The sequence below is a fragment of the Escherichia sp. 94.0001 genome (genome assembly GCF_013369155.2).
Taxonomy (GTDB): Bacteria; Pseudomonadota; Gammaproteobacteria; order Enterobacterales; family Enterobacteriaceae; genus Escherichia; species Escherichia coli_F.
This window is the reverse complement of record NZ_JABWMS020000118.1, coordinates 1-5,340: the sequence shown is the minus strand read 5'-3', so window position 1 is coordinate 5,340 and position 5,340 is coordinate 1. Positions and strand designations below refer to the sequence as shown.

5 protein-coding genes and 3 pseudogenes are annotated in these 5,340 nt (G+C 41.2%); 3 read left to right on the top strand and 5 right to left on the bottom strand.

What is annotated here, in order from left to right:
- Window positions 1-46: 46 nt before the first annotated feature.
- Window positions 47-349, bottom strand: a pseudogene (locus HEN33_RS24065) (helix-turn-helix domain-containing protein); the annotation flags it as partial.
- Window positions 346-426 (bottom strand): annotated as a pseudogene (locus tag HEN33_RS27180) (hypothetical protein); the annotation flags it as partial. The pseudogenes HEN33_RS24065 and HEN33_RS27180, both read right to left, overlap by 4 nt.
- Between HEN33_RS27180 and HEN33_RS24060 the strand changes: the two are divergent.
- Both HEN33_RS24060 and traT read left to right on the top strand, forming a co-directional pair.
- Window positions 411-1,307: pseudogene (locus HEN33_RS24060) on the top strand (IS3-like element IS600 family transposase); the annotation flags it as partial. The pseudogenes HEN33_RS27180 and HEN33_RS24060 overlap by 16 nt on opposite strands.
- The gene (gene traT / locus HEN33_RS24055; RefSeq protein ID WP_042354693.1) at window positions 1,258-1,959 is read left to right on the top strand and encodes a complement resistance protein TraT; all 702 of its coding nucleotides are present in this window, start codon (window positions 1,258-1,260) and stop codon (window positions 1,957-1,959) included. The pseudogene HEN33_RS24060 and the gene traT, both read left to right, overlap by 50 nt.
- Window positions 1,960-2,006: 47 nt before the next feature.
- Here traT and HEN33_RS24050 read toward each other — a convergent pair whose 3' ends face one another.
- Together HEN33_RS24050 and HEN33_RS24045 are read right to left on the bottom strand one after the other, a co-directional pair.
- Window positions 2,007-2,258 (bottom strand): hypothetical protein, encoded by a 252-nt coding sequence (locus HEN33_RS24050; RefSeq protein WP_001303891.1) that lies wholly within the window; start codon window positions 2,256-2,258, stop codon window positions 2,007-2,009.
- Window positions 2,259-2,281: 23 nt separating this feature from the next.
- Complete coding sequence (locus HEN33_RS24045; protein ID WP_001304211.1) at window positions 2,282-2,572, bottom strand: hypothetical protein; 291 nt, start codon at window positions 2,570-2,572, stop codon at window positions 2,282-2,284.
- Between the two features lie 685 nt (window positions 2,573-3,257).
- On the opposite strand from HEN33_RS24045, the gene HEN33_RS24040 reads away from it, so the two are divergent.
- Window positions 3,258-3,617: a diacylglycerol kinase gene (locus tag HEN33_RS24040; protein WP_000024297.1), complete on the top strand. Its 360-nt coding sequence runs from the start codon at window positions 3,258-3,260 to the stop codon at window positions 3,615-3,617.
- A gap of 92 nt (window positions 3,618-3,709) precedes the next feature.
- Here HEN33_RS24040 and HEN33_RS24035 read toward each other — a convergent pair whose 3' ends face one another.
- Window positions 3,710-5,329: a phosphoethanolamine transferase gene (locus HEN33_RS24035; protein WP_183083487.1), complete on the bottom strand. Its 1,620-nt coding sequence runs from the start codon at window positions 5,327-5,329 to the stop codon at window positions 3,710-3,712.
- Between the last annotated feature and the right edge of the window lie 11 nt (window positions 5,330-5,340).

The following is a 5,340-nucleotide window of genomic DNA, read 5'->3' as shown; positions in this document are numbered from 1 at the left end:
CCACTTTGTCTAATTCGTCAGATTCTGACCAGACGGTTCAGGCTGTACGCTTACGATTACGCTGAACTTCACGTGAGATCGTCGAAGGACTGCGATTCAGCGCAGTAGCTATCGCACGAATGCTCATTTTGGCTGACAAACCAGCTCGTATCTCCTCGCGCTCAGACAGTGTCAGGTGAGCTACAGCCCGCTTACGCTCATGGGGTTTTATGCCGCCAGTATCCCTTAACATAGTGAAGATCGTTCCGGGTTTTGAACCCAGGATATTCGCTATTTCACTGAAGCCTGTTCCGTTCTTCCATAGTTCAAAAACAGAGGCTTTTTCCTCTGCTGTAAATGTTCGTCTCATTCAAAAAACCTCCGCAACCCCATGTTTTCACATAACTGTTGCGTTGACCAATTGAATCTACAACAGCGTATTTTGCACAGGAGTCGCTGAAAAATACGCGTTAATCGAACAATGGCGACAACAATTTCCCATTGAAGCGATGTGTCAGGTATTTGGTGTATCCAGGAGCGGTTATTACAACTGGGTACAGCATGAACCCTCAGACAGAAAACAAAGTGATGAGCGGCTAAAACTGGAGATTAAGGTGGCACATATCCGCACTCGCGAAACATATGGAACCCGGCGGCTCCAGACGGAGCTGGCAGAGAATGGCATCATCGTTGGTCGTGACCGACTGGCACGTCTTCGTAAGGAGCTAAGGCTACGCTGTAAGCAGAAACGCAAGTTCAGGGCGACTACGAACTCGAACCACAATCTGCCAGTTGCGCCAAATCTGCTGAACCAGACGTTCGCTCCTACAGCACCAAATCAGGTCTGGGTGGCGGACCTGACGTATGTTGCCACACAGGAGGGATGGTTGTACCTCGCTGGCATCAAAGATGTTTATACGTGCGAAATTGTCGGCTACGCCATGGGAGAGCGCATGACAAAAGAGCTGACAGGTAAAGCCCTGTTTATGGCGCTCAGGAGCCAGCGCCCACCTGCCGGGCTAATCCACCACTCTGATCGAGGTTCACAGTACTGCGCATACGATTACCGGGTCATACAGGAGCAGTTTGGTCTGAAAACATCAATGTCGCGTAAAGGTAACTGTTACGACAACGCTCCGATGGAAAGCTTCTGGGGAACGCTGAAAAATGAGAGCCTGAGCCACTATCGTTTTAAGAGCCGGGATGAGGCCATCTCAGTAATACGGGAATACATTGAGATTTTCTACAATCGTCAGCGTCGTCACTCTCGTCTGGGGAATATCTCCCCGGCAGCCTTCAGGGAAAAATATCATCAGATGGCTGCTTAAAAAAAGAACAAATGGTAGTGTCCGCTATTGTCAGTACACCTCAACCATCTGGCTTGAACCTGCGAGCGAACGCACCGTTTTCCTGCAGATCAAAAACACGTCGGATAAAGACATGAGTGGACTACAGGGAAAAATTGCCGATGCAGTCAAAGCCAGAGGTTATCAGATCATGACTTCCCCGGATAAAGCTTACTACTGGATCCAGGCTAACGTTCTCAAAGCAGACAAAATGGATCTGCGTGAATCTCAGGGATGGCTGAGTCGCGGTTATGAAGGTGCAGCAGTCGGAGCTGCTCTTGGAGGTGGAATCACAGCGTACAATACCGGGTCGGCAGGTACCACTCTCGGTGTTGGACTGGCTACCGGTCTGATTGGCATGGCCGCGGATGCAATGGTGGAAGATATAAATTACACAATGATTACAGATGTTCAGATTGCCGAGCGAACCAGAACCAGCGTCAGAACGGATAATGTTGCAGCTTTGCGTCAGGGAACATCAGGCTCCAAAATTCAGACAAGCACAGAAACCGGCAACCAGCATAAATACCAGACCCGGGTTGTATCCAGTGCCAACCAGGTTAATCTGAAGTTTGAAGAAGCTAAACCTCATCTGGAAGACCAGCTGGCAAAATCAATCGCCAATATACTCTGATATAAATATCCCGGTGGCCATTCACCTGGCCTCCGGCCCTCTTAGTCTCAACGTTCAGACAATTCAGATATTATTTTCCCTGTCACACCATATACCCATGCCGGAACAGAATCTAATGACGGTACCAGTAAATTCTTCAGCGTTCGGTTTGCCTGACGCCCGTAGCTGTATTTGTGTCTGTTTCTTCTTATACAAGAGCAGTAGTACAATTTCTCTTCCAGAGTCAGTTCAACTTTAGGACGTAACCAATAAAGATCTCTTCCACTATAAAATGGTGAATCCTGTACAAACGATTCCATAACAGAACCTCCTGCTGCTACAGTTAACACAGCTGCTGGCATGGACTAATACCATCTTTTAATTTAACCCTGGCGGAGACGCCATTATTTTTGGACGTTCTTGAAACAAAATTAATTCCTGAAGAATCTTTCTCCAGTTTATTCAGCTCAAGATTCAGTCCATAATTAACGTCAAATAACTCTGATAAAGGTATCAGTTTATGTTCAGGATAATGATTATCCCGACGACAACAAATATTAAAATCCTGCATATTACCCGACATCAGGAGTTCAAAACCGTCCCCGGCATCATTCATACTGGCAGATAAATTCATTACCCAGTTTAGTGCTAATCAACAGGTACGGCTTAACTTACAGGAATTCCCCGGGAGGGGCGGACTCATCCTCAGTTAGCGGCAAAATCGCATCACAGCCAATCGCCTGTCTCGATTCCCCATCGGCGAACAATGTATGTGGCCACAAAATCCTGGCTGGCTCAGAACGAAGAGCATCTGAGCAAAGAGGTCATCAATCTGGTATGAATATCTGGCAGAAAATATCCCCTGAATCCACAACTGCTGTGCATATCTGCTCAAATCAGCATCAATCATAAACCAGTAATCACAGTGCCTGTGATTGGGTTACAGGAATAAGTCCCCCTTCATAAGGCATATCATCAATACCGGTGAAGGAAAAGAAAGCATCAGATGGCCTGATAGTCTGCGTCAGTCAATGACATCAGTGCTTTATCCGGAACAATGTATCCATGTTGGCGACAGAGAAAGCCATTGCCATGAACAGTTTTGTTTATCCCCGGAAAGTCATTTCTGTTACAAATTTATATTGACAAACTTGCTTTCGATGAGAAACATACTATTTCAATGAAATGCAGAATGAGGCAAAATTTCGTTATGTTTTTTAATTCCCGAAAGAATAAATGTGGCTTATTACAAAATCCTGTTAATGTTAACTGATATTTTATAATGCATATTCAGACATATAATTAAATAAGAGGTATTTATGGCTAATACGACCACTGGTGTTACCAGAATTATTAAAGCAGCGGGTTATTCATGGAAAGGCTTATGTGCGGCATGGCGCTATGAAGCAGCCTTTCGTCAGGAGTGCATTCTGGTTCTGTCAGCACTGATAATATCCTTTTGGCTGGATGTTGACTCTGTTACTCGAGTATTACTCATTGGTTCGGCAATGATGGTAATTATTGTTGAAATAATTAACAGTGCAATTGAAGCAGTTGTTGACAGAATTGGTTCAGAACATCACGAATTATCAGGCAGAGCAAAAGATATGGGTTCAGCCGCAGTGTTGATTACGATTTTAGTTGCTATCATTATATGGGGAGTTTTATTACTTTCATAACGCCCAACATCTAAATTATTCACAGTTACCTGGTTAATATTTACTTAAGGATAAGAGGTATTCACCTCTTATCCTCAGAAAAATGTCAGTATCTATCTGCAGGAGGATATAATATCATCTTCTTTATTATAAACTGAAGTATTTACATTCCATAACCCCAGTAACGATGAAAATATATTATCATGACTTACTGTTCTGTTTAGAGCATGTTCTGACAAACAATTCAAATCAATTTTTTTAGAGGAAACGAACCCCGGAGACATCCAGGTAATAAGAGGCACATGCGTTTGCTCAGCTGGAGCAACATTATATGGTGTTCCATGTAAGTATAATCCATTTTCTCCCAGAGATTCTCCATGGTCAGAGACATATAATAAAACAGTATCATACTCATCTTTATATTCGATAAGCTTGTCAATTAATTTTGATATTATATAATCAGTATAGCGAATTGTATTATCATAGGTATTAATCAATTGCTCATGCGTACAATTTTCGATATCACTACGATCACATGTTGGTTTAAAATATTTATGTGACTCAGGATAACGGAGATAGTAGGTAGGACCATGACTACCCATCAAATGAAATACGATAAGTTTATCCTCTGAGTTATTATTTATATACTCATCAATATTTTTTAGCATAACCTCATCATAACATGAGTTTTTCTTGCATAATGTATTATCTGAATTTGATGGCTCAATATTAATTGTAGGGATTCGCTTACATACACCTTTACATCCCCCGTCATTTTCAATCCAGAGTAAATTTACCCCCGTTCTGTACAGAATATCCAGTACATTTTCCGAATTTACCGCTTTGCGGGAATTGAACTCTTTTCGCTTCATATCTGAAAACATGCATGGAACAGATATGGCTGTGGATGTGCCACACGACTGCACATTATGAAAGGATATAAGTTCATTATATTTCTTTGTAAAATCATTGGTACCACGAGAATATCCATTCAGAGCATAGTTTTGACTTCTTGCTGTCTCCCCGACAACTAAAAACATAATTACCGGCTTTTGTTTTTCATTTATTGTGCGGGATGCATCCGTTCCAGTCTGACGAAACTCGCCAGGAGAAACAAAAAAATCCCTTACATATTTAAACCCACTGTAGATATAATTAGTAGGTATTATTTCTTTATTTAATGAAGAGTTGTTTCTGCCAACTGATGCATAATCCTTATAAAAGAAAAACGCAATCGCAAATATAATCAAGAGAGATGCAAGCATTGATATTAAACGATATATAATACCCTTTATCCATGTCTCAGGATAACGGATATTTACTAACAACAATAGTCCACATGGAAGTATACCCGTAAATAAAAACCACAGTACAACAGACATATTGAAATATGATGTCATTTCACCTGCATTTGTTTCAAAAATATTCTGCATCATTGTTTTATCAAACTGCACACCATATTTCATGGTGGCATATGTAACAATGGAACTACAGATAAACAGAATACAAAAAAAAGGTTTAAATATATACCTGAATGAGAACGGTGTAAAAACAAAATTTAATGCAGATATCAGAAAGACTGGAAGAGATATAATAAATCCAAGTTTCACACCATCAAGGTTATTAATAATATTAAACAGATGCATCCAGACAGGGATATTGAACAATGTGGCAAAAACAACATCTATCATTACCATCAAGAAAAGAAAATTAATACTGATTTTTTTAATCATCTTACACCCAT

Bases quoted from the DNA above. Each gene is read 5' to 3' on its own strand.
- HEN33_RS24050 (WP_001303891.1), bottom strand. From the start codon at position 2,258: ATGGAATCGTTTGTACAGGATTCACCATTTTATAGTGGAAGAGATCTT.
- HEN33_RS24035 (WP_183083487.1), bottom strand. From the start codon at position 5,329: ATGATTAAAAAAATCAGTATTAATTTTCTTTTCTTGATGGTAATGATA.
- HEN33_RS24040 (WP_000024297.1), top strand. From the start codon at position 3,258: ATGGCTAATACGACCACTGGTGTTACCAGAATTATTAAAGCAGCGGGT.
- HEN33_RS24045 (WP_001304211.1), bottom strand. From the start codon at position 2,572: ATGAATTTATCTGCCAGTATGAATGATGCCGGGGACGGTTTTGAACTC.